This window comes from Peptococcaceae bacterium 1198_IL3148, assembly GCA_036763105.1.
Lineage (GTDB): Bacteria > Bacillota > Desulfotomaculia > Desulfotomaculales > Desulfohalotomaculaceae > JBAIYS01.
In genome coordinates this window covers 79,579-103,212 of sequence record JBAIYS010000007.1, presented here as the reverse complement: position 1 = coordinate 103,212, position 23,634 = coordinate 79,579, and the positions used below count along the sequence as shown (strand labels likewise).

General features: G+C 42.4%; 25 protein-coding genes. 2 read left to right on the top strand and 23 right to left on the bottom strand.

Annotation, left to right across the window (positions count from 1 at the left end):
- Positions 1-19 precede the first annotated feature (19 nt).
- The gene (locus tag V6C27_08480; GenBank protein ID MEG6616451.1) at positions 20-1,570 is read right to left on the bottom strand and encodes an MBL fold metallo-hydrolase; all 1,551 of its coding nucleotides are present in this window, start codon (positions 1,568-1,570) and stop codon (positions 20-22) included.
- 250 nt (positions 1,571-1,820) lie between these two features.
- Between V6C27_08480 and V6C27_08475 the strand changes: the two genes are divergently transcribed.
- Positions 1,821-2,042 (top strand): zinc ribbon domain-containing protein, encoded by a 222-nt coding sequence (locus V6C27_08475; GenBank protein MEG6616450.1) that lies wholly within the window; start codon positions 1,821-1,823, stop codon positions 2,040-2,042.
- An 83-nt stretch (positions 2,043-2,125) separates the two neighbouring features.
- On the opposite strand, the gene nrdG is transcribed toward V6C27_08475, so the two are convergent.
- The 3 genes from nrdG to nrdR are packed head-to-tail and all read right to left on the bottom strand — an operon-like array spanning position 2,126 to position 5,141.
- Positions 2,126-2,629: an anaerobic ribonucleoside-triphosphate reductase activating protein gene (gene nrdG / locus V6C27_08470; protein MEG6616449.1), complete on the bottom strand. Its 504-nt coding sequence runs from the start codon at positions 2,627-2,629 to the stop codon at positions 2,126-2,128.
- 12 nt (positions 2,630-2,641) lie between these two features.
- Complete coding sequence (gene nrdD, locus V6C27_08465) at positions 2,642-4,660, bottom strand: anaerobic ribonucleoside-triphosphate reductase (GenBank protein MEG6616448.1); 2,019 nt, start codon at positions 4,658-4,660, stop codon at positions 2,642-2,644.
- A 28-nt stretch (positions 4,661-4,688) separates the two neighbouring features.
- Complete coding sequence (nrdR, locus tag V6C27_08460; protein MEG6616447.1) at positions 4,689-5,141, bottom strand: transcriptional regulator NrdR; 453 nt, start codon at positions 5,139-5,141, stop codon at positions 4,689-4,691.
- A gap of 297 nt (positions 5,142-5,438) precedes the next feature.
- On the opposite strand from nrdR, the gene splB reads away from it, so the two are divergent.
- Positions 5,439-6,461 carry a spore photoproduct lyase gene (splB, locus tag V6C27_08455; GenBank protein ID MEG6616446.1) on the top strand — a complete coding sequence of 341 codons (1,023 nt, stop codon included), beginning with the start codon at positions 5,439-5,441 and terminating at the stop codon, positions 6,459-6,461.
- Between the two features lie 6 nt (positions 6,462-6,467).
- Here splB and V6C27_08450 read toward each other — a convergent pair whose 3' ends face one another.
- The 19 genes from V6C27_08450 to murD all read right to left on the bottom strand — a co-directional run bounded on the left by V6C27_08450 (position 6,468) and on the right by murD (position 23,614).
- Complete coding sequence (locus V6C27_08450) at positions 6,468-6,731, bottom strand: YlmC/YmxH family sporulation protein (protein MEG6616445.1); 264 nt, start codon at positions 6,729-6,731, stop codon at positions 6,468-6,470.
- Between the two features lie 327 nt (positions 6,732-7,058).
- Positions 7,059-7,256, bottom strand: a complete 198-nt coding sequence (locus tag V6C27_08445; GenBank protein MEG6616444.1) for a hypothetical protein — start codon at positions 7,254-7,256, stop codon at positions 7,059-7,061.
- Positions 7,257-7,271: 15 nt separating this feature from the next.
- On the bottom strand, positions 7,272-8,045 hold the full coding sequence (gene sigG, locus V6C27_08440; protein ID MEG6616443.1) for an RNA polymerase sporulation sigma factor SigG: 774 nt from the start codon (positions 8,043-8,045) through the stop codon (positions 7,272-7,274).
- 80 nt (positions 8,046-8,125) lie between these two features.
- Positions 8,126-8,851 carry an RNA polymerase sporulation sigma factor SigE gene (gene sigE / locus V6C27_08435; GenBank protein ID MEG6616442.1) on the bottom strand — a complete coding sequence of 242 codons (726 nt, stop codon included), beginning with the start codon at positions 8,849-8,851 and terminating at the stop codon, positions 8,126-8,128.
- A 53-nt stretch (positions 8,852-8,904) separates the two neighbouring features.
- The gene (gene spoIIGA / locus V6C27_08430) at positions 8,905-9,822 is read right to left on the bottom strand and encodes a sigma-E processing peptidase SpoIIGA (protein MEG6616441.1); all 918 of its coding nucleotides are present in this window, start codon (positions 9,820-9,822) and stop codon (positions 8,905-8,907) included.
- Positions 9,823-10,301: 479 nt separating this feature from the next.
- Positions 10,302-10,439 (bottom strand): hypothetical protein, encoded by a 138-nt coding sequence (locus tag V6C27_08425; GenBank protein MEG6616440.1) that lies wholly within the window; start codon positions 10,437-10,439, stop codon positions 10,302-10,304.
- A gap of 56 nt (positions 10,440-10,495) precedes the next feature.
- Entirely contained in the window at positions 10,496-11,164 is a 669-nt protein-coding gene (locus tag V6C27_08420; GenBank protein MEG6616439.1) for a hypothetical protein, read from the bottom strand.
- Between the two features lie 105 nt (positions 11,165-11,269).
- Entirely contained in the window at positions 11,270-12,322 is a 1,053-nt protein-coding gene (ftsZ, locus tag V6C27_08415; GenBank protein ID MEG6616438.1) for a cell division protein FtsZ, read from the bottom strand.
- A 44-nt stretch (positions 12,323-12,366) separates the two neighbouring features.
- Positions 12,367-13,539 (bottom strand): cell division protein FtsA, encoded by a 1,173-nt coding sequence (gene ftsA / locus V6C27_08410; GenBank protein MEG6616437.1) that lies wholly within the window; start codon positions 13,537-13,539, stop codon positions 12,367-12,369.
- Positions 13,540-13,621: 82 nt separating this feature from the next.
- A complete protein-coding gene (locus tag V6C27_08405; GenBank protein ID MEG6616436.1) occupies positions 13,622-13,963 on the bottom strand; it encodes a small basic family protein in 342 nt (113 codons plus the stop codon).
- Between the two features lie 2 nt (positions 13,964-13,965).
- Positions 13,966-14,664 (bottom strand): DUF881 domain-containing protein, encoded by a 699-nt coding sequence (locus V6C27_08400; GenBank protein ID MEG6616435.1) that lies wholly within the window; start codon positions 14,662-14,664, stop codon positions 13,966-13,968.
- Positions 14,661-15,371 carry a DUF881 domain-containing protein gene (locus V6C27_08395; protein ID MEG6616434.1) on the bottom strand — a complete coding sequence of 237 codons (711 nt, stop codon included), beginning with the start codon at positions 15,369-15,371 and terminating at the stop codon, positions 14,661-14,663. The genes V6C27_08400 and V6C27_08395 overlap by 4 nt, the downstream gene beginning before the upstream one ends.
- Positions 15,368-16,123: an FtsQ-type POTRA domain-containing protein gene (locus tag V6C27_08390; protein ID MEG6616433.1), complete on the bottom strand. Its 756-nt coding sequence runs from the start codon at positions 16,121-16,123 to the stop codon at positions 15,368-15,370. Before V6C27_08390 ends, V6C27_08395 begins: the two co-directional genes overlap by 4 nt.
- A gap of 173 nt (positions 16,124-16,296) precedes the next feature.
- Positions 16,297-17,565, bottom strand: a complete 1,269-nt coding sequence (murA, locus tag V6C27_08385) for a UDP-N-acetylglucosamine 1-carboxyvinyltransferase (protein ID MEG6616432.1) — start codon at positions 17,563-17,565, stop codon at positions 16,297-16,299.
- A gap of 26 nt (positions 17,566-17,591) precedes the next feature.
- A complete protein-coding gene (gene murB, locus V6C27_08380; GenBank protein MEG6616431.1) occupies positions 17,592-18,497 on the bottom strand; it encodes a UDP-N-acetylmuramate dehydrogenase in 906 nt (301 codons plus the stop codon).
- Entirely contained in the window at positions 18,497-19,873 is a 1,377-nt protein-coding gene (gene murC / locus V6C27_08375; GenBank protein MEG6616430.1) for a UDP-N-acetylmuramate--L-alanine ligase, read from the bottom strand. The genes murB and murC overlap by 1 nt, the downstream gene beginning before the upstream one ends.
- Before the next feature lie 72 nt (positions 19,874-19,945).
- Positions 19,946-21,058: an undecaprenyldiphospho-muramoylpentapeptide beta-N-acetylglucosaminyltransferase gene (gene murG, locus V6C27_08370; GenBank protein MEG6616429.1), complete on the bottom strand. Its 1,113-nt coding sequence runs from the start codon at positions 21,056-21,058 to the stop codon at positions 19,946-19,948.
- A gap of 85 nt (positions 21,059-21,143) precedes the next feature.
- Entirely contained in the window at positions 21,144-22,247 is a 1,104-nt protein-coding gene (spoVE, locus tag V6C27_08365; protein ID MEG6616428.1) for a stage V sporulation protein E, read from the bottom strand.
- Positions 22,248-22,252: 5 nt separating this feature from the next.
- A complete protein-coding gene (murD, locus tag V6C27_08360; GenBank protein MEG6616427.1) occupies positions 22,253-23,614 on the bottom strand; it encodes a UDP-N-acetylmuramoyl-L-alanine--D-glutamate ligase in 1,362 nt (453 codons plus the stop codon).
- Positions 23,615-23,634 lie beyond the last annotated feature (20 nt).

Sequence of the window (23,634 nt, the reverse complement as noted above, 5' to 3'; positions counted from 1 at the left end):
GATTATCTCTGCCTGTTACTTAAACCGCCGAATCCAACCAGCGTTCCAGCTGTTTTAAATGACTAAACAATACTTCGTTGTTTTCTGGCTGCCCACCAGTCTGCAGGTATTTTTCCAGTTTGTTGGCAACGGTTTGATAGGTTTGCTGTAGCATGGCTGCATTGAGCATTTCGGTGGTGGTCAGTTCCACTTCCTGCAGATACTCTGGTATCAGCACCGGAATATTGAGCTGTTGTTTTATTAACCCAGCCAGATTCTCTGCCGCTTCAGTTTCACCATGCACCAAGAACACCTTGCGCGGTTGCTTTTTAAAGTGTTTTAGCCATGCCAGCAAACCGTTTTGATCCGCATGGGCCGAATAACCATCAATATTTCTGATCTCCGCCCGCACCACCACTTCTTCGCCATGAATACGGACATGTTTTTCACCCTCAACCAAACGTCGCCCCAACGTACCGATGGCTTGATAGCCAACTATCAGAATGGTGGATTCAGGTCGCCATAAGTTATGACGCAGGTGGTGTTTTATGCGACCGGCATCACACATGCCACTGGCAGATATAATTATGTTACAATCAGATTTCATATTTAATTCTCGGGATTCATCTGCTGTAATGGTAAAACTTAAATTTTTTAACCTCAAGGGGTGGTTACCTTCACTAATTAATTGAGTGGTTTCAGTATCATATATGTTGGGATGGCGATCAAATATTTGCGTGGTTCTAATGGCCATTGGACTATCAATATAAATTGGTAGTATTGGTATCTCTCCGTTGCGCTGCAGTTCAGCAATTTCATAAACTATATCCTGGGTTCTACCCACAGCAAAGGCCGGAATAACTAAGTTACCGCCCTTTTTATAGGTATCCCTAATGGCCTGTGCCAACATTTCAGCCTTATTATGGCTATTTTTATGCCGTCTGTTGCCGTAAGTAGACTCCATAAATACGTAATCAGCATTAAACACCAGTGATGGGTTATTAATAAAGGGCTGATCATAATTGCCTATATCCCCGGAAAATAATAATTTGGTTTCTTCTTGGCCTTCCTTTACCCAAATTTCGATCATAGAAGAGCCAAAAATATGACCGGCATCGATAAATCTTACCGTCACTTCCGGCGTGATGGGAATAATGTCGCCATATTTAACCCGTTCAAAGTATCTGAGTGCCCTGGCGCCATCTTCAGCGGTATAAATGGGTTCGATTAACCTGCGACCAGACCGTCGATTTTTACGGTTTTTTCGCTCACATTCCATTTCCTGTATATGGCCACAGTCGGGCAGCATTACTTCACATAGATCCACAGTGGCCGAAGTGGCAATAATTCTACCGCTAAAACCATGTTTTATTAACTTAGGTATTAAACCACTATGATCGATATGGGCATGGGTAAGTAAAATAAAATCAATGCTGCTGGGAGGTATGGGAAAGTTTCTGTAATTTCGTTCTTTAATTTCTTTAGGGCCCTGAAACAAACCACAGTCTATCAGTATTTTGCTACTGCCCACCTCTAACAAAAAACAAGAACCTGTTACCATTTGTGCCGCACCTAGAAATTTAACTCGCAAAAAATTCACCCCATTTTCATTTCATTCTTTGACTAGTTTCGTTATAATTCAATAACTAACTGACAATCCCCTGCTAATTTTCCCGCTACAATTTAGCAAATCCCCAGTTCCACTATTGAAACATTTATGTTAATTCAGCTCTATATGAATGTGTTTTAGTTAAAACAAATTGTATGTTATAATATGTATGTATAATATAGTTAGGGTAAAGGGATTTAAATATCTACTGATTTTACAGGAGGTTGGTAAAATGCCAATTTATGAATTTCGTTGTAGTTCATGTAACCATAAATTTGAGCGGTTGTGCCCAATGGGTGAGAATGGAGAAAACTTAAAGTGTCCCAGTTGTAATGCAGAACATCCTAAAAGAGTAATGTCTGGTTTTTGCGCCGACAGTGCCGATTCGCTGCGGGGCAGCAGAGGTGACAGTTGCACCGCCTGCACATCAAAGAATTGTTCTGCTTGCCATTAATTTTTTATACTTACCGATAGCATTAATAACGGGAACCTCATCAAATATTGGAGGTTCCCGTTTTTTTATCGTCAATTTTTAGTTTATTCTGTGTCCAGTTGCAACAGCACCAATTTACCGGCAGCTAACGTCTTGGGCATATCAATCAATCTTTGATTGGTGGAGCCCCGAAAGGCTAGGGAAATGTCCCGCTGGGCTTGAATGAAGGGGCCATCCACCAGCACATCAATCACTTTCATAACCGGATTATCCTGCACTTCCTCAAAGGTATAACCGGTATACACCCAGATATCTAAGTTTGGTTGTTGTTGTCTTAAGATTTCAATCACCTCAACCAAAGCTTCAGGCTGGGCCAGTGGATCACCACCAGAAAAGGTAATGCCCTTAGTCATTGGACTGATTGAATTATTTATTTCTGCTGCCAATTGGGAAACTGTCATTTCCTGCCCCCCTGCAAAGGGGATGGTATCCTCGTTGTGACACCCCGGGCAATGCCGGGGACAGCCCTGAAAGAACACCACCGTACGAATTCCCAGTCCATCCACCACACTACTTTTGGTAATGCCTGCCACTCGTACTTTTTTCATAATTCCTCCCATTTACAGGTTGTGCTCCACTCGGTCTTTCAGTTCTGCCAATTTACTGTCATTAAACCGATCGACAGTACTGAGGTAACCGGTGATCCTTCTTACCCGACGAATAGATGGTGAACCACAGCGGGGACAATTATCTTCGTCAATTACTCCGGTCAAATTACAACCGGTGCAAAAATCCACTGGGAAGTTAATGGCCGCATAACCCATGTCAGATTCCTTCATAAACCGCACGATGGCTTCCATGGCCTCGGTATTATGGGTTGGTGGGCTGGGTAATTCTACATAACTGATATGGCCTGCATTACAGTACTTGTGGTACGGTCCCTCTAATGCAATTTTGTCAAAGGCATTAATAGAGAAATGAACCGGTACATGGAATGAGTTGGTGTAATAATCTTTGTTGGTTACACCAGGGATGACGCCAAACTCTTTGCGGTCAATCTTGATAAACCGTCCAGATAAACCCTCTGCCGGTGTCGCCAACAGAGTAAAGTTCAAATCGTATTCTTCACAGGCTTCATCTATTTTTTTACGCATAAAGGACACAATATCTTGACCAAGGGCCTGGGCCTCTTCACTTTGACCATGGTGAACACCAATTAAAGCAGTTAGGGTTTCTGCCAAACCAATAAAGCCAACGGACAATGTGCCATGTTTAATGGCCTCTTCAATGGTATCATTTGGTCTTAAACTCTTTGAATCAATATACAAACCCTGACCCATAACAAAGGGCATGTCTTTGACCTTTAGTGCCGCCTGTACCTGATAGCGATGGTAAAGTTGACGTTTGGTCAAATCAATGGTATCGTTCAGCAAGCGGTAGAATTTTTTAATGTCCCTTTCTGCTTTAATAGCTATCCGAGGCAAATTAATGGTGGTAAAGGACAGGTTACCCCGACCATCGGTCACCGCTGGCCCTCTGCGGTTAGCCATTACTCTGGTACGGCAACCCATATAACTGACTTGATCGCCAAACTCACTGTTAAAGGAGCTATCCATAAAACTAAAGCTTGGGTTAAGGCGCTTAGCTGCTACCCTTAAGGCCAATTTGAATAAATCGTAGTTGGGGTCCCCTGGGTTTAAGTTCACTCCCTCTTTCAGGCGGAAGATGATATTGGGGAAGATTGGGTTTTCACCCCGTCCCAAACCAGCCTCGTATGCCAATAGTAGGTTGCGGGTAACTTTGCGGGCATCTTCGGATGTTTCGGTACCTACGTTGAGGGATGAAAAAGGTACTTGGGCGCCGGCCCGACTGTGCATTGAGTTTAGATTATATATTAACGCTTCCATCGCTTGGTAAGTTTCAAAATCGTCAGCATCCTTAACAAACTCCGCCATATCCCGATCAAAGAAAGCAAAGGACTGGCCACCGTGCATATCATTTTGTGAACTCTGTAGAATAATTGCTGCCAATGCTGTTGCTGATGTGGGACGTTTTGGTGGTCTAATATAGCCGTGACCGGTGTTGAATCCTTCCTTGAGTAGTCTAGCCAAAGGAATTTGTATGCAGGTCAAGGTTTTGCCATAAAAATCCAGATCGTGAATATGTATATCTCCACGTTTGTGGGCCAAGGCCATATCCTCTGGAATTAAGCGGGTTAAGTAATATTGTTTGCTGGCCGCACTGGCGATTTGTAACATTTTTGCCGAGGGTGAGTTGCTAACATTGGCATTTTCTTTACTGGTTTCTTCCAGAATTTCTTCCACCGCATCCATCAAGTCACTGCGGGATTCCCGGATGTTAGTACGTTTTGCTCGATACAAAATGTAAGCTTTGGCAGTACGGGCGTGGCCCTCTTCAATCAACACCTTTTCCACTGCATCTTGAACATCTTCTACCCCGAAAATATTGCCGTTATATTTCTTTTTCAGATATTTAAGCACCTCAATGGTTAATTCCATTGCCAAGGTGCGATCTTCACCACCAACGGCACGGGCCGATTTAAAAATAGCATCGGTAATTTTGGCTTCATCAAAGGGAACTTCCCGGCCGTCTCTTTTCCTGATCATTTTAAACGTCATACATATATCCTCCCTGGAATCCAATCTATTATTCTTTGTTCAATCGTTCCAATTCTTGCATAAAGCTCTCTACGCCCTGAAAGTCCCGATAAACCGAAGCAAACCGAACGTAGGCCACCTCATCTTCATGTCGTAACCAATTCAGCACCATTTCTCCCAACTTGGTGCTGCTCACCTCTGTGACCATTTGGTTGCGAATTTCTTTTTCAATGTCAGAAACTAATTTTTCCAACTGACTAACTGCTAACGGTCTCTTTTCGCAAGCTTTAATTAATCCGCGCAGCAACTTGCTATGATCATAAACTTCCCTACGACCATCCCTCTTTACCACCACCAGTGGTATTTCATCCACCCTTTCGTAGGTGGTAAAACGTCTGTTGCATTGGATACATTCTCGGCGGCGACGGATGGCCTGTCCGTCATCGGCAGGACGAGAATCCAATACTCGACTGTCAGGATACGAGCAAAAAGGACAACGCAAAACTCACACCTCACTTACAAAACCGTCAATGGCATAAAATAACTAGGGTGGGCGAATTCCCCAACACCTAGTGGGTAAGTTTATTTTAATACACAATATATAGTTAGTCAATAAGATATTGTTACTATTTCCAGAAATGTGTTATGGGACATAGGTCCTTAATTTTGAATGCTGATTCTTATCACCATTTCAAATCACCAGAGCTATTATACAGGATTTACCACCTTACTGAAAGGATTGATTAGTAACGTTAACGGACAATATAAATAGAAGAACTAATTATACGGGGTGAAAACGTTGTCCTTTATTCCAAAACGGGTATATTTTGAACCCGACGCATTGCAATATCCATTGGGCAAGGAACTGTATCAATATTTTACCGATATTGGCGCTGAGGTGAACCAAACCCCTTCCCATAACCGAGTCACTGCTATTCCGGGGAAAACACCACAAGAGGCCTATGCAGAAGGCAAACGTACGTTGGTTGTAGGTGTGCGACGCAGCATGGATTTTCAAACTTGTAAACCTTCAGCCCATTTTCAGCTACCGCTGGTCACCAGTTGCCCAGGGAAATGCGAATATTGTTATTTAGCTACCAACATGGGTAAAAAGCCTTATGTTAGGGTTTATGTCAATATTGAAGACATATTGAACCGGGCTAAAAAGTACATTGAGAAACGCAGTCCAGAAATAACTATATTTGAGGGAGCAGCCACCTCTGACCCCATTGCTGTTGAACGCTATACCGGTGCACTCAAAAGGACCATTGAATTTTTTGGTCAACAGCAGTTAGGGAGATTTAGATTTGTCACTAAGTTTACCGATGTGGATTCACTGCTGGATGTTAACCACAATAACCACACCCGGTTTCGCTTCAGCCTTAACAGTGCACCGGTAATCAAAAAGTATGAGCACGGCACCCCTGACATGCCCCAAAGGGTGGAAGCGGCTGGCAAAGTAGCCCACGCCGGTTACCCACTGGGATTTATCATCGCCCCGATTATATTAGAAGACAATTGGCAACATGACTATACCGAACTACTAACTGCTTTAAATGATCAAATACCTGCCTTTTTAAAGGCAGATATCACCTTTGAATTAATCACCCATCGCTTTACCAAACGGGCCAAGGGTATAATTAATGAAGTATTCCCCAGTTCCAGCTTGGATATGGACGAAGAAAAAAGAACTGTTAAGTACGGTCAATTTGGTTATGTCAAATATGTCTACCCCAAAGAGACGATGCAAGAGGTTAAGGAATTTTTTACCACCACCATTGCCAATTTATTTCCCCATTCCAGAGTGGAGTACTTTGTTTAGACTAAGTTATCTTAGGTACTCATGCCTATCGGACATAACATTAACCTCCACTAGAATTACGTCCATGCCCACTTTAACAATTTTTTCCCAAGGTACCACGAATTCATCATCCTTACCCCATAGTCCCATAAAGCGACCAGTGCCTGGCAGTATCAGGGCACTGATTTTTCCATCCTCCATATTGATGTCTATATCTTTAATTACACCCAGTCTACGCCCGTCCACCACGTTGATAATTTCCCGGGTTCTTAATTCTGAAATTTTAACCATCTATTTTGCACCTCCCCATAATATGTATATGAGCGAGATGTGCCTAGTTAGAATTATGAATTGATTCAACTATTGCTTTTTTGTTTTGGGGTGATTATGCATGTTTGTTGGTTTTATCCTATGTTTGTTTAAAAAGCAGGTGATTTTGCACCGTTCGCTCCGATTCCTTCGCAGGACAAAACTTAGCGCTCAGTCTGCAAAACTATCCTTAAGTGAGCGGTGCAGCAGGATACGGGTTTTAGAAGTAACTTACATCCCAACAACAAGACAAATGTCGAACCACACGAAAGCCACCGATATCTATATCAATAAAACTAAAAAGGGCGATTAAATCGCCCAGTCAAAACTTTGGTTAAATTTGCTTGTTTCATTCAGGTTGTTCTCACATGCAGGTATCGTTAAATGATCTAGGTTACGGTATAGGTTATTTGGGTTATACGCCTCAATCACAGGGGCGTTTAACAACAGTCCGTTGCTGGTAACGGCAGTGGCCACCACAATTGTTGCTAGCATTAGCGGGCGCATCTCGTTAACCCCCAGTTAAACATGTTTTCGCATATGACCTAAGGCCGCCTTTTCCAATCTGGAAACCTGGGCTTGGGATATACCAATCTCTTCAGCCACTTCCATTTGGGTTTTCCCCTCAAAGAACCGCAAAGTTAAAATGTGCTTTTCCCGGTCATTAAGCCTGCTGAGCGCATCTCTAATGGAAATTCCCTCTAGCCAACTTAGATCTAAATTTTTATCATCACTGATTTGATCCATTACAAAAATGGGATCGCCACCATCGTGATAAATGGGCTCAAAAAGGGAAATTGGCTCTTGAATAGCATCCAGCGCAAAGACAATATCCTCCCGGGGGATATTCAACGCACTGGCGATTTCATTAATGGAAGGTTCCCGGGAATGTTTGTTTACCAAGGAATCCCTCACCTGTAGTGCCTTATATGCCACATCTCTTAATGACCTACTTACCCTAATTGGATTGTTGTCCCTTAAATACCGCCTAATTTCACCTATAATCATTGGTACTGCATAGGTGGAGAACTTAACATTTTGACCTAAATCAAAATTATCGATTGCTTTCATCAAACCGATACAACCTACCTGAAACAAGTCGTCCACACATTCACCACGATTGGTAAAGCGTTGAATAACGCTTAGAACCAACCTGAGGTTACCATTGATAAGCCGGTTACGTGCATCGGCATCGCCGTTATGCATGGCCTCAAACAAAGCGCGCATCTGACTGCTTGTAAGTACAGGGAGTTTTGAAGTGTTAACACCGCAGATTTCTACTTTGTTGACCAGCATTTTTGGTCCCCCACCTCTTTCTGCTTTATTCACTTGCTTAATTCAATTATTACCTTGGCAGTTTTTAAATATACATACATCTATTCCATCCGGTGGATTTCCTTCTGCAGTCTTCTGATAATTCTCTTCTCTAATCTGGAGATATAGGACTGCGAAATACCCAGTAAATCAGCCACTTCCTTCTGGGTTTTTTCTTCACAATTATTTAATCCAAAACGCAATTCCATAATTTTTCTCTCTCGACCATTTAATTTTTGGAGCGCTAAATGCAATAGCTTTTTATCCACTTCCTCTTCAATATATTTGTAAATAACATCATTTTCTGTTCCTAAAACATCCGACAACAACAGTTCATTGCCATCCCAGTCGATATTCAGCGGTTCATCAAAGGATACCTCTGACTTGGTTTTATTGTTACGTCTTAAATGCATTAATATTTCGTTCTCAATACAACGGGAAGCGTAAGTGGCCAGTTTTATTTTTTTTTGGGGATCAAAGGTATTTACTGCTTTAATTAAGCCAATGGTACCAATGGAAACTAAGTCCTCAATGCCCACACCAGTATTCTCAAATTTACGGGCTATGTAGACCACCAATCTTAAATTGCGCTCTATCAATATGCTTCTAACTGATCCATCACCCAGTTCCAACTGCTGTATTAAGTTGGTTTCCTCATCTGAAGTGAGAGGCGGTGGCAGTGCTTCACTGCTGCCAACATAATGCACCTCAGGATCTTGCCCCAACCAACGCAGGAACCGCGTTATAGTTAGTCTCATCACCAATCTAATTTGATTTAGGTTCCCCAATTGCACAACTCCTTCCTGAGATACTTGCAAAGTATATTTTGATTTTGCTTTTATCAACAAGCCACTTTCATTAGCTCGGGGTGTAGTAATGCCTGATACCCATTATCAGTGGATAACTCACCCTGATGAATAGCAACTATTACTTTGGTTGTAGAAACAACCTGGTTACCAACTTTAATCCTCACTTCATCAGGCCTGACACCCAGCAATAATCCATTTTTTTTACCAAGGGATTGAAAGGGAATAAAACAGACTTGGGTTGCCCAAGCTGAAGCTGTCACCGCCTGCTGCACCTGAATATAATCGGCATGTTGTTTAGACTCATAAAGTTGTTTAATCTCCATGGGCAATATTGGTTTTACAGCTTGGTATTCAACCACCATCACAGGCAAGCCGGTTAATGGATCTGTTAACCCATTGCCTGTGTCCAAAAGACCCTGAAGTTGCACTTGTTGGTCTGAAATTTTAATGGTTACATCCCTTTTAAATTGCTGTTGCCACACTCTTTTTCGGTGTACCAGTGAGCCCCATTGGCCAATGATCAAAATAATAATGATTGCCAGCAAAATACCATGCCAAAAATAATTTTTTATCAGTTGACTGAAAGTAAAAATTTGGTCATTATAACCAACTGATTGCATAAAATACATTGAACCAAATACTAAACCGCCAAGCCCAAAGGATGATAGGTAAAAGTAAAATAACGTTGCCAGTAATTGGCGACCCGGTAACATGCCAAAGGTAATTAACACCATTAAAATCGATATTGTCAATTTGCAAATCCAGTGCAACAAAGCGTATAACTCTGGAATAAAAACAGTCAATGTATAAATTGACCCCACCACTGCGCCTAACAATAATCGCCAGCGGCCGGGGTGTAGTTTGGCAAACTTAGCAGTGGACCACAATATCAAAAAATTCATTACTAGGTTACCTACCAAGACAATATCGAGGTAAACCACTTTAGTCATCACAGGAGCCTCCAACTGTACTCACTACCAGTATATGGCTTGTTATGTACTTTTATGTCATATAACCAATTAACGCTAGGTTAATTGAAATACCTATGTTCGATTTAATCTACCGGTGGCGCACGTCCTATGCGCCACCCTACCTCCGACAGCCTACTTCGCCGTAGGGAATGGTCTGTGACCATTCCGTTGTTGTTCCAATTAATGTTGCGGAAAACGGAACGGTCAAAGACCGTTCCCTACCTGCAGCAGACGCCGGTTTTTTTAATTAACCTTTTATTCGCAAAGCAAGGGCAAAAGCCAGCTACGTTTTAACCATGCATATAATGTTATTTAATATATTGACCTATCACTTGTTTTTAAAAAACCACGCAAAAAAACCCTGACTCCATTATACACGCCAGGGTTTGTTATATTTGTCAATATCTGGTTGCTAAGTGACGATTTTTTTCACATATTAAATCGGATCTGGCAGAAAATTATCTTTCTCTGCTGGAACCCCTTTTCTGTGGCCCCCTTTCAGGGTGGTATACCAATTGGGTGCCCCGTTGACGATTTACTCCCTCTTTGCGGGTGGCCTGAATTGCCTCTACCATTTCTTTTCTTGGCTTTCTCATTAAGTGATCCCCCCTGTGAGCTTTTTTATCACTAGTATTTCTGACACCGGGGTTTATCATGCACCGCCCACTATTATTGCTGCCAAGGGGGCAGAAACATATACTTCTAACAAAGCTGCCGTAGCCAAAATGGCAAAAAGTAGTGGTAAAATTACAATGGCAAGTTTTTGTCCTCTAAAAAGGTTGTTATAAAAAAGCTCACTGCCAATTATTAAAGGTTGGTCCGCAGCATAACGGTAATAAAAAGCAAACAATGTGCCGGCAGACATGGCAAATAATTCTAAAGAGCCGTGAACTAAACTAATCAACAGCAAACTGGTAAAGCTTACATTCATCATCATATCCATAGCACCAAAGGTTAAACCAATTACCACTGCATTAAATAAATACAAAAATAATCCAATATACAATGACAACGATACAGCCAATGCTTTTATAAGTCTAAAGGGTAACAACTGAATTGAAAAGATTAATATCGGCGTGACAGTTATTAAAAAATTGTTGACAAATATTTTCACTGTCATACCAGACTGGGTATCATCGCCCACTTTTTGCGCCAAACCATTCATAATAACCTTAATAATATCCAACAGTTGTGGAAACATGTTAAACAAAGCTGTGCTAAAATATGCCAGCATAATTACAATCAATAAAAATGTGATCTCGCCTAAAAATGCAAACTTTAAATAATCACCGATAGCAAACTTTTTATTGGCTGTCTCCATGCAATCCTCCCATGTAAAAATTTAGGGCTTGAATAGATCAAGCCCTAATGATTAAATCAAATTTATGAAATTATACTACTTAAACTAACATTATATGCATTAATATTATCCCCGACGACGCAAGAAAGCAGGAATATCTAAATCATCATGATTGGCAAAGGGTTTAATATCCATATCTGTTTTGGGGCGTTCCTTCTTACTTGGCCGGTGATCAAAACCAGTGGCAATTACCGTCACCCGTACTTCCTCACCCATTGATTCATCAATAACCGCACCAAAAATAATGTTTGCTTCTGGGTCGGCAGCTTGAGCAATAATTTCTGCCGCTTCATTCACTTCAAACAGCCCCAGTGATGAACCCCCAGTAATATTTAATAACACGCCCCGGGCACCCTCGATGGAGGTTTCTAACAGCGGACTGGAAATTGCGGCCTTAGCGGATTCCACAGCACGATTTTCGCCGGCACAACTACCAATTCCCATCAGCGCCGAGCCGGTATCTTTCATAATTGTCTTCACATCAGCAAAGTCTAGGTTGATTAGGCCAGGAACAGCTATTAAGTCAGAAATACCTTGAACACCTTGACGTAATACATCATCGGCAATGCGGAAAGCTTCAATTATAGAGGTATTTTTGTCTATTACTTGCAGCAGTCTGTCATTGGGAATGGTAATTAAAGTATCTACTTTACTCTTTAGTTCGTTAATACCACCATCTGCTTGGGTTAATCTTTTTCGACCTTCAAAGGTAAAGGGCTTAGTTACAACTCCAACCGTTAAGGCACCAATTTCTTTGGCAATTTCAGCCACCACCGGTGCTGCACCGGTACCGGTTCCGCCACCCATACCTGCGGTGACAAATACCATATCGGCACCCTTTAAAGAATCAAGAATTTCTTCTTTACTTTCCTCTGCAGCCTTTTTACCAATTTCTGGATTGGCCCCAGCACCCAAGCCCTTAGTTAGTTTAGCACCTATTTGAATTTTGGTTGTACATTGTGATAAATGCAATGATTGGGCATCTGTATTTATTGATATAAACTCTACCCCTTTTAGCCCTGCCTCTATCATGCGGTTAACAGCATTATTACCACCACCACCGACACCAATGACTTTGATATTTGCAAATTGCTTATAGTCCAGCTCGAAATCCAGCATTTAAGAAATCCTCCTCACTGATAGTACAAAAATAAATGATTGTTTTAGTTTTTAAATCTATTTATTACGCTTCTGAACGTACTTTTAAATTTTTTCAGAAGTTTTTCATCCTTTTGATACTTCTTTGCATGTTTCTGTACGCCATAATTGATTAACAACTGAGCGGCAGTCCCATTGATATCAGCCACTCGAACTGGTATGTCAATGGTTTGAGAAAAAAACTCCGGCAAACCCTTTAATTTAGAACCGCCTCCCACAAGCACCAACTCCGTTGGTGTTACCCCTTGTCCGTAGTTAATAATGGAGGTTTGAATGAGGTCAATAATTTCAGATAACCGAGCTTCAATTATTTTTTTAACTAATTGACCACTAACGCGCTTTAACTGATGGTCCGAAAGACCAGTAATTTCTATTTCTTCGGCGCTGGCGGCAATCTCTGCCAAATCAAAATTTGATTTAATTTCAGCTACCACAGACATTGGCGCCCTTAAACCGATAGCCATATCACTGGTAATATGTTCACTGCCAATTGGCAAAGACGTTGTCAGCCATGGTTTACCTCGGTGATACCAACATAGTCCAGTGGTGGAACCGCCTATATCAACCACCATGGTACCTATTTCTTTCTCTGCCTGTTCCAAAAGCTGTTCTGCTATAACCAAAGGTGTAAATAGTAGCTCCATTGGCTTAATTTCTGCCCTTTGCAATGCTTTGTACAGGTTTCGGATGGCGGCAACCCGAGCCCGAACCAAATGTGCTTCCAATTCCATGTTGCTGCCCACCATCCCAGTTGGATCGTCTATACCCCAACAGCCATTGACGGCGTAATCCCTCGGTATTAGATGGATTATTAAAAACTCTTCGGTATGTACCTTTGTACCACAAGAATCCTTTATCAACTGGATATCCGAACTGCTAATCTCCTTATTAGGTTGATTTAACTCCAATGTTGAAATAATATTGGTACTGATTATTTCACTACCAGAAAAACCAACATATGCAGACGATATTCGAACCCCAGCCATTTTTTCTGCCTGTTCTACCGCTGCTCTGATGGATTTAGCGCAAGCTTCAATATCGGATACCATGCCCTTTTTAAACCCTATGGAGGGGGATTCACCATAGCCAATTATATTTTTGCTAGCTGCATCGTTTGCTATCACCACATTAATGTTATATGTACCTATGTCCAGGGCAGCTTTTATATTGCCGTCCACAACCAGCCATCCCCCTAAACTTACTTTATCTGTAAATTCAACATTAAAGCGAAATTCCCTTTTAAGTAGGCAATAAAAAATACTATTTTTTTATCAAATGGCGTCTTATTATGGCTAAATTTTGGAATAAACGTACCCCAAAGGCAACTACCGCAGCTGTAGATAACGCAACTCCCAATTTCTCACCGATATAAGCAAGCCCCGCTGCCAACAGTGCATTGCTAAAAAAACCAGATAAAAACACCGTATTGTCAAAGTGATCTTCCATGCCTGCTCTAATGCCACCAAAAACTGAGTCCAAAGCTGCCAATACCGCTAAACCTAAGTACGGGCTATATACTTCTGGTAAAATTATCGGCACCTTTAAGCCGATGGTTAAGCCTAAAAATAACCCTAGACCTGCTAGAATAATCCCCAGCCACATTATTATTTTTCACCTTCTTCTAAAGGTTTTGCATAGCTAAATTCCAGTGAGTTTAAATATGCCGGCACCGTTAGTTCTTCTTTTTTTGTTATGGTAACAGCAATTCCCCATTCTTTAAGTGTATCCACCATACCATTTTTAATTATCAAACTGCTTTCCAACTTTTCTGGGTCACCAATAGCTTTGATTGTATAAGGTGAATTTAATCTGGTTAGATTCACATCAATAAACCGACCCGCGCTACGAATTTCACTGGTGGCCACCAACCGTTGATCATTTATCGCTATTGCCTTAGCACCTGCTGCCCGGAGTTCATTAACCACCCTTAAAATATCTTCGTAGCTGATGGAAAATAACTCCGGATCAAAACCAGTCCGGTCATCTGGAGGTTGATTATCTAATAATATTTCGATCCCCGGTGCAGTGATCGGTTCCATCCCAGCGGCCATTCGTACTTTATAAAGTTCCTTTTGCATGGTTTCGTATTTGCCGCCGGTTTGCATTTGATTTAAACTCTTTTGTAAATCAGCCGCCTCTGCTTGCAATTCTTTATATTCTTCATCCAATTGAGCTAATTCCTGCGTTAGTTCCCGGGGGCGGTCAGTGGGCACGCCACCTGTATTACTACGAAATTGGAAGGCAATCATCAAACCCAACAATAGGGTGGTAATAAAGAGCGAGACATACATTGACTTCTTCATGCTCCTGTTCCTTCCCCTTCCTGAATAAATTCATAGGTAATGGAGCCGTTATAGCTGGGAATTACCACTTCTGCCACTCTTTTCGCAGATATTTGTATTCCCCAGTACTTTAAGTGTTCCGCCACTCCACCCTTCATAAACAGTGAGTTATATAAAGTGTCAGGATTACCAATGGCTGTGATTACAAAGGGGACCGCCAGCCGTTTATTGCCGTTTGTTAATATTGTAGGTCCAACACAACGTATTTCGCTGGTGGCAATCAACCGCTGATCGTTGAGCGCTAAGGCTTCGGCCCCAGCAGCTTTCAGTTCATTTAAAACCTTTAAAACATCTTCGTCATGTAACACATAAAGATTGGGATTCTGGTCCGGTGACAGAGCTATATTACTGTCATTTAAAGTTACCTCGATACCGGGGCCCTTTACCGGCGTAGTGCCAGCCATTATGCCAACAGTTTTTAGTTTGCTCTGCATAATGCTTAATTCTGGCTGAGAAGCAGCTTTTTCTAAAGTTAACCTCATTTCGTCCACCTGTTCTTTCAATTCAGCTACTTTCTTTTTTTTCTGTTCTATTTCAGCATTAAGTTGGGTGGTCCGCTCAATTGTCGGGTCATTTATGTGTTCTTGGGTCTTAAACTGAAAAGCAAGCATAATACCAAAAACAATCGCCACTATAACAATGGGCCAGTAGTAGTTCTTTGATTTCATGATGCTATCCCCTCCGAAGTGGAATAATACTTGACCACCGGTGTTTTAAACGAAGTAATATCAATATAATCTATCATGTGACCGTTATCAAGCTGGTTTAGTACTTGAACAAACATATCACCCTTTTGTGCGATCTCTGTAGGCAAGCCAAGTCGACCCTGAATGCCATTAATGGTATAAATAATAATTTTATTATGCTGATCTATATGAATTTCGGACAACTGACTCACCAACTTCTCCGGCAGTTGATCAATAACCATCAGCGCAATGTCTACTTTTTCATCAGAAACCTTCTGACCTGGTTTAACTTCATCAATGGTAAAACCTGTTATAATTGGTATGTCTTTCTTATTTATTTCTCCCTGCCTTAAATATATTCCTTCATTATCTATTTCTATAAAGGACTTATTCAGTGGTAAAAAAGCCACTGGTTGTCTTTCAGTTATTGAAATTATAATTGTGGAAGGAAATTTACGAGTCAGTTCAACTTCCTTAACCGCTGGGAGCAGGCTAATTTTTTCTTGTCCTGTTTTTAAGTCCAATTTAAAAATATTGGTACCCAACACAATACCGGATAGTTTAACCAATTCTTGTTGAGATATTTCACTTCTGCCCACCACTTGAATGTTTCTAACATTAAAAAGCGGTGACTGTAGCAAAACGTAAGTTGAAAAGCAGATTAAAAGCACAAAAAAAACTGCCTGCATATAATTATGTCTTTGTCCCTTTGCCACAGGTCTAATTTTTGCCAATTCCTTCACCTACAATTCCATAACAATTTAATTATAACCTAATATATATGCTTGTCCAAGTAAAACCCATTAGATCGCTAGGACTTACTTTAAAATGACATAGGTAAGACATAGGTAAGACATAGGGACGGGTCCCATGTCTTCACTGAGACATGGGTTCCGTCCCCTGATTATTAGCTGTTTACTCTGATGATTCTAGCACCCAAGCTATTATATTTTTTTTCAATTCTTTCGTAACCACGGTCGATATGTTCAATGGCATTTAATACCGTTCCATCTTCGGCAGCCATTGCTGCTAACACTAATGCAGCACCTGCCCTTAAATCAGAAGCCTCAACATAAGCCCCCGACAAACTTGGCACTCCCCGGATAATGGCGGTATTGCCCTCCAGGGTGATATCGGCACCCATACGCCTTAGTTCAGCCACATGCTTAAATCTATTCTCAAAAATGGTTTCTTTGATGATACTAGTTCCTTCGGCCACTGACAATAGTGCCATCATTTGGGGTTGCATATCAGTGGGAAATCCCGGATAAGGCATCGTCTTAATATCCACTGCTTTGGGGCGTTCACAACTGTGGACGCGGATAGAATCTTCTTTAACAGTCATCTGCACCCCAGCTTCCGTTAACTTGGCAATTACTGGTTCCAGATGTTCAGAAATAACATTCTTAATGACAATCTCACTGCCAGTAATAGCCGCTGCCACTATATAAGTGCCAGCTTCAATCCGATCTGGTATCACTTTGTACTCAGTGGCGTGAAGGCTCTCCACTCCCTCAATCCTGATGGTGTCAGTGCCAGCACCGGTAACCTTTGCTCCCATGGCATTAAGAAAGTCCTGCAAATCAGTAATTTCCGGTTCTTTGGCCGCATTTCTAATAATGGTTTGACCATTGGCCATGGTGGCTGCCATCATTAGGTTTTCAGTGGCACCGACACTGGGTAAATCAAGGTGAATCTCAGCTCCTTGCAAACCATTTGGTGCTTCAGCAGTGATATAACCGAATTTTTCACTGATATGGGCCCCCATTTTCTTTAAACCCTTTAAATGTAGATCCATTGGTCTGCTGCCAATATTGCAACCACCGGGATAACTGATTTTGACAAATCTAAACCTTGCTAATAACGGTCCTAGCACCAAGTTTGATGCCCGCATTAAGCGCATTAAGTCTTCCGCTATTTCCACTGATTGCACATTACCGCTGTCTATGACTACATCATGCCCATTAGATGTCACCTTTGCCCCCAGATATCCCAAAACATCCTTCATGTTCTTGATATCCTGCAAATTAGGTATATCCTTTAATCTGGCAGTCTCAGTACACAAAAGTGTGGCAGCTAATATTGGTAGTGAGGCGTTTTTACTACCATTTACTTTCACCGTCCCTTTTAAACGGTTGCCACCCACGATTAAAAACTTTTGTGTATTTTTATCCACGTGTTACACCTCCAAGCAAGCGTATGCTAGCCCAGCACACGTACCTCAAGCTGGAGGGAAACGTTAAATTTCTCTTTAACCTTTTCTCTTATAGCATCTATTAAATATAAAACATCCTCGGCGGATGCACCACCCAAATTAACAATCCAGTTGGCATGAATGGGCGAAACCAGTGCATTACCTCTTTTCATGCCTTTGCAACCCGCTTCTTCGATTAGTTTGCCAGCCGCAGCCCCTTGGGGGTTTTTAAATACACTGCCGGCATTGGGGTAACCCTGGGGTTGAACTGCTTTTCTTTTGGCAATGTACTCATCCATCTCTTTTTTTATCTGTTCTTTGCTGCCATGTTGGCATACAAAGGTGGCTTCTAGTACAATGAAATCACTATGTTGCAGCGCACTGGTACGATAACCAAAACTCAGTTGTTCTTTGGTCAGTTCAACTACGCCACCACTGCCATCCATCACTTTAACGGTTTTGGTGATTTTACTAATACTGGACCCATTGGCACCGGCATTCATCACCAACGCTCCACCAACGCTACCGGGTATGCCTGCTGACCAAGCCAAGCCAGCTAAACCATTTTGCATTGCCGTTCTGGCCACCACCGGCAACATTGCTCCGGCGCCAGCGGTTATGATGTTGCCAGCGACAGCTATTTGGTTTAGGCCATGACCTAGCTTAATCACCAGCCCTGGTAAGCCGCTGTCCTTTACTAATAAATTGGTACCATTGCCGATAATAGTTAATTCTAAACCCAACTCTTTGGCCAATACTATCGCTGATCTTAATTCTTCCACGTTATTAGGCTCAATTAGGTATTGTGCTGGTCCACCAATCCGCCAACTGGTGTGGTTTGCCATTGGTTCATTAATTAATAATCTTGTACCAAAAGCAAAGCGCAGTTTATCTAACGTCGCACCCGTTACCATTAAAAGCGCTCCTTAAGTTCTTTGACCAATTCTACCCCGGCAGTCCAAACATTCCCAGCGCCCATGGTAAGTATTAAATCGCCACGTTGGGCAATACCTGCCACATAGGGAGCAACATTTTTTAAATCCTCTATATAGACCACCTGAGCAATATTATTCCTGCGGGCAGCATTGACAATTAATTGGGCAGTAACACCATCAATGGGTGATTCCCCGGCGCTGTAGATATCATTAATAATTACAATATCAGCACCGGTCAATGCTGCCCCAAATTGTTCATGCAGTTGTTTAGTTCTGGTATACCGATGGGGCTGAAAAATACTAATAATCCTAGCTGGGTTGGTCTGACGAGCACCTTGCAGGGTGGCTTTAATTTCGGTGGGGTGATGAGCATAATCATCCACCACTTTGATGTCATTAACTTCACCCAATAACTGATAACGACGGTGTACACCTCTAAAGTGCCACAAAATTTCTGCCACAGCAGGGAAGTCTAACCCAATGTGTAGCGACATCGCCACCACTGCCAGCGCATTTAACAAGTTATGTCTACCAGGCACTGCCAATTCCAACCTGCCAATGTATTGATCACCTTTGTAAACATCGGCACTGTTTGCTTTGCCGTTTAACGCCATGTTTCTAATGGTGTAATCAGCTTCTACAGCGGTGCCATAGGTAACCGTTGGCGCAGTAATCTCTGGCAGTAGTTTGCGGATATTGGGATCATCGTAGCACAATACCGCCAATCCACCAGAATTTATTTTGTTAACAAAGCTTTTAAAAGCTTCAAAAATTTTGTCCACTGACCCGTAATGATCCAGGTGATCATCTTCAATATTTGTCAGCACCACCATGTTAGGCTCCAAAAGCAAAAATGAGCCGTCGCTTTCATCTGCTTCCGCTACCAAATAATCACCATGACCTAATTTGGCATTACCACCAATATCGTTCAGTTCACCCCCAATGACGATAGTGGGGTCATAGCCTGCCTTTTCCAACACCAGTGACATCATCGAAGTTGTGGTGGTTTTACCATGGGAACCAGCCACAGCAATTCCCTTTTGTCTGGCCATCAGTTTCGCCAACATCTCACCACGGTGCACAATTGGTATGTTCTGCTGTTTAGCTTGCACCAACTCCGGGTTTTGTGGGGGAATTGCGGTAGAAACAACCACCATTTGAGCATTTGCTACGTTTTCTTTTCTATGTCCAATAAAGCATTTTATCCCTATGTCTGTTAGTTTTTCAGTTACTGCTGATTCTTTTATGTCCGAACCGGTGACTTTATAGCCCAATCCAACAAGGATTCTAGCGATACCGCTCATGCCAGCGCCACCTATTCCTATAAAGTGAATATTATTGGGGATATCAATCACTTCTTTCAACTCCTTCCCACACTAGCACCCCACATAAGTGTTATTATGGGATTATAGTATGCATATACAACTTTATATGTTACATGACTTGTCAATAAGGCTCAGAATGTCATCCAGTGCGCCAGGCCGACCCATTTGCAAACTGTTTTCAGCCATGGTACTCAATTTATTTGGGGTGGCCAATAATTCATTTATCTGTGCCAATAGCAATTCTCCCGTTAATTCTTTGTCCAATATCATTCTCGCTGCTCCCCGCTCCACCAAAGCCTGAGCATTATACTGCTGGTGATTTTCAGCAGCATAGGGGTACGGTATTAAAACACTGGGCAAACCCAAAGCAGTCAATTCCGCCAACGTGGCAGCACCTGCCCGGCAGACCACTAAATCTGCCACCCCAAGGGCATCCCGCATATTATACAAATATGGTATAGTGGTAATGTTCCCAATATTATCCAACGATATACCTGCATTTTGTAATGCATCTATGTATTCTTGGTAGCCAATTTTACCAGTGGCATGTAATATTTGAATGTCGGTATTTTGTAACTCCTTTACCACCTCAATCATTGACATATTAATATTTCTGGCACCCCGACTACCGCCAAAAACTAAAAGCACCGGCTGATCAGGGTTTAATTTCAGCCTTTGATAAGCAGCTTGTTGATCCACCGAAAAAATCTCCGGACGCACAGGCAGACCCGTCAATTTTACACGGGTCTGATTGGGAAAACGGGCAATGGAGTCCTCAAAGGTAACCGCCAGCTGGGTAACATAGCGGGACAATATTTTGTTGGTCACACCAGGCATAGCATTTTGTTCATGAATCAAAGTGGGGATTTTTTGCATCACCGCTGCCATCACCACCGGACCACAAACGTAACCTCCAGTGCCAATAACAATATCCGGTTTGAAATCCCTGACTATCTGTCTGGCTTCAAATATCCCTTGGCCAGCTTGCCAAAGCACCTTAATATTTTTTAAAGACAGTTTGCGCTGAAACCCAGAGGATACACTGATCTTTTTAAACGGATAACCAGCCTTGGGAACGATGTCTGCTTCTAGGCCTCTATCAGTACCAACATAAAGTATATCCGCCCCTTGGTACCTAGTCTTTATTCCCTCGGCGATGGCCAAAGCTGGGTAGATATGACCACCGGTGCCACCACCAGTAACAATAGCCCGCAAAAAATTCACCCCTCTTTAATAAAGGTAGGGGCAGGTTTCTATGCCTGCCCGCAGGACATTCTAAGATAGCCATTCAAAATTACATCTAACGTGGCGTAGAATATTTAGATATATTGAGCAAAATACCCACGCCAGCCATGGTAAACAACATCGATGTACCACCAAAACTGATAAAAGGTAACGGTACACCGGTAACAGGCATCGAACCAGTTACCACGCCCATATTTATTATTGCCTGTAATACAATACCACAAGTTATGCCAGTAGCCAACAGGCTGGCAAAGGGATCTGGCGATGTCAGCGCAATTTTTAGGCCCCGCCAGGCAAATAGGATAAATAATAAAATTACCAAAGAGGCCCCTATAAAACCTAGTTCCTCACCAATAATGGCAAATATAAAGTCGGTATGGTTTTCCGGCAGATAAAGAAACTTTTGTTTGCTTTGACCTAGACCCATACCGAACAATCCACCTGAACCAATGGCATATAGTGATTGTAGTATGTGATAGCCAGTCCCCTGGGGGTCAGCCTCTGGGTCCATAAAGGCCAAAAACCGACGCATGCGGTAGGGCTCAAAATAAATAGCTAATGCCACTAAACAGGCGCCTATACCACCTAAACCAAATAAATGCAACATTTTAGCCCCAGCAGCCAAAAACATAATCATAATGGTTCCGCACAACACCACGGCAGTCCCCAAGTCCGGTTGCAACAGAATTAAACCAGCGGCCAAGCCCATCACCATCAAATAAGGTAGTAATCCCTGCTTAAAACTGTGTATCAGCGCTTGCTTTCGGGTTAGCCCAAAGGCCACAAAGGTGATTAAGCATAGTTTAACCAATTCCGCCGGTGCAAAGGAAATAATGCCAAAATTGATCCATCGTCTGGAACCATTGACTTCTTTACCGATTCCCGGTACCAACACTAAAATCAGCAATATAAAGGCGAAAATTACAATTGGGCCAATCCACCGTTTCACTCTGAAGTAGTCAAAGTTCATCATAAATATCATTGCCCCGACGCCCAGCGTTGCCCACAACATCTGCCGTTTAAAAAAGTAGAAAGAATCATCGTAACGAATTATCGTTACATACTGGCTGGCACTAAATACCATTACAACACCAATGCTCAAAAGCATTATGACCGTTAGAAACAGGATAAAGTCCGGTGATCTTTTCTTTAACCGCACAACCGTTACCCCCTCAGTTTGAGCACCAACTCTCGGAAGAGATCTCCGCGCTCTTCATAACTTTTGAACATATCCCAACTGGCACAGGCCGGTGAAAGTAGCACCACCTCTCCTGGTTGTGCCTCTCCACTGGCCACCGTTACCGCCTGCGAAAATTCTTTAACACTAATAATGTTGGTAAAGCCCTGTTGCTGCACTGCCCGTTCAATTTGGGCAGCATCTTTCCCCAACAAAATTAACAGCCGCACCCGCTCTTTAATTACCTTAGCCATCTCGGTGAAATCATTGCCTTTCCCTAATCCACCAGCAATTAAAACAATGGGCTGTTGATAGGCCTCCAGTGCCTTAATGGAAGCATCGGGGTTTGTGCCTTTGGAATCGTTGACATATTTGACCCCATTTATTTCGGCCACTGCTTCCAAACGATGGGCAACGCCTTTAAAGGAATTTAATGTGTTTTTGATGGCTTCCACACCAATCCCCAGCACAAAGGTACAGGCCACCGCAGCTAAAGCATTTTCTAAGTTATGCCCGCCGGGTATGTTCAATTGAGATACAGGAATTATTTCAGTGGTAACTCCATCCATAGCCACCACTATGTTCCCATTTTGGATATAAACTCCTGTTTCTAAGGTATGCTGACGGCTGAAAAATATAACCCGTCCTAAGGATAGTTGTGCCAGGGCCGCTGTATCTGGGTTGTCGTAGTTTAAAACGGTAAAGTCCGTGGGCACTTGATTAGAAAACACCTTCGCTTTAGCATTAACATAATTAGCCACCGAACCATGCCTGTCCAAATGATCAGGAGTAATATTCAATATTGCAGCCACCCGGGGTCGAAATGTCTGAATGGTCTCTAACTGAAAGCTGGAAACTTCAGCCACAATCACATCATCTTGCCGATAGTTTTTCACCTGACTTATTAGTGGTAAACCAATGTTACCACCCACCAAAGTATTCCATCCGGCAGCTTGACAAATTTCTCCCACCAGCGCTGTGGTGGTGGTTTTACCATTGGTGCCGGTAATGGCAATTATCGGCGCCTCGGCAAAACGATAGGCCAATTCCAATTCCCCAATCACCGGAATTTCAGCGGCATAGGCCTGGGCTATGGGCGGCACAGTTAGAGGCACCCCAGGGCTGACCACTAAAAAATGATAGCCTTCCTTTAGAGGGTCTGGGTACTCCCCAGACAGCGCCAATTGCACCCCTTTTTCAGCCAGTTGCTGAACAACTTCACCCAAATCCGCCATGGATTTAGCATCAGTGAGGGTTACCGTTGCCCCTTTATCAACCAAAAACTCCACCGCTGCCAAACCACTTTTAGCAGCCCCCACCACCAACACTTTTTTATCATCTAGATGCATAGTAGTTTCTCCTTTAAACC